The 956-nt window shown below is 57.3% G+C and carries 1 protein-coding gene; it reads right to left on the bottom strand.

Translation table 11 applies throughout. The features are described 5' to 3' along the window. Nucleotides 1-399: 399 nt before the first annotated feature. Nucleotides 400-956 (bottom strand): carotenoid oxygenase family protein (locus NW837_RS12735; RefSeq protein WP_414332016.1); only part of this gene is annotated, 557 nt, incomplete at its 5' end.

Below are 956 nucleotides of genomic sequence, written 5' to 3'. Positions count from 1 at the left end.
AAACAGGCTATAGCTTTAGCTTTGCTCTTGACCCAAGGCTTGCTCAGCACACCACCCATTAGCCTAACAATGCCCAACAGCGTTTTTCCATTCTGCTTCTATTGGGAAACTCCTAGCAGCTGCCCTTGCCCGCAGTTGTCAACACTGTAGCCGACCTGTAGCCAATGGTAGCAACTGTTCCAAGGGAATGATTCTCAGGCTGCAGGATGTCTATTCCCCAGACAGGGCCATTGATATTGATCTTGAGTATCTGTAGTTTTTTCCAGCAACGCTGACTGGAGCCAATAGAGGTGTTTTTGCACAGCCGGGATCCAACTGACCGATCCCCAGGGCTCTCTAAGGGCTGGATTGCATTCCCTCAGCCAAGGGGATCCATTCAGCCATCTTGAAGCTCATCGCTTAGGCAGGCGTTGCCCACACCTGCGGAGTGAAGCTGCCGTGTAGGCCATAGGGAATGTGGTGCCGCAATGGGATCCGCGCAACCGGGCCGGCTGTCAGGTCGGCTGCTTCTAGGATCACCACTTGAGAGCGCTGGCTGGCCGCATCAAAAACCACCGTCACGATCCACCCTGCCTCTTCTCCCTGGTCTTCTGGATCGGGGATGAACACCGGTTCTCCCACAAAGCCGCGGGGGGCAAAGCTGTACTGCTGTGTGCGGCCTGTGGCGGTATCCAGCTTGAGGATGGCCTGTAGGGGAGCATTGGGGCCAGGAGCATGGGTGGCCCCGATGTAGATGTAGCGGTGGGATCCCCCCATTCGAGCCGGGTGGATGGCCGGAAACTCCACCGAGCGATCCAGCAGCAGTTCCCGCTTCACGCTGCCCCCCTTGGGATCCAGATAGAACCGCCACAGCTTGCCCGCCGGAATTTGGGCAAAGTCAATCTGCAGGTAATCGGCATCCGGCTCCAGGGCAGGGTAGTTCTCATAGAGGACGGCATCCACCACAACCCGATCCC

The organism is Synechococcus sp. R6-10 (assembly GCF_047461815.1).
GTDB lineage: Bacteria > Cyanobacteriota > Cyanobacteriia > Thermostichales > Thermostichaceae > Thermostichus.
Note: the sequence above shows the minus strand (reverse complement) of the source record. Positions and strands in the feature narration are given on the sequence as shown.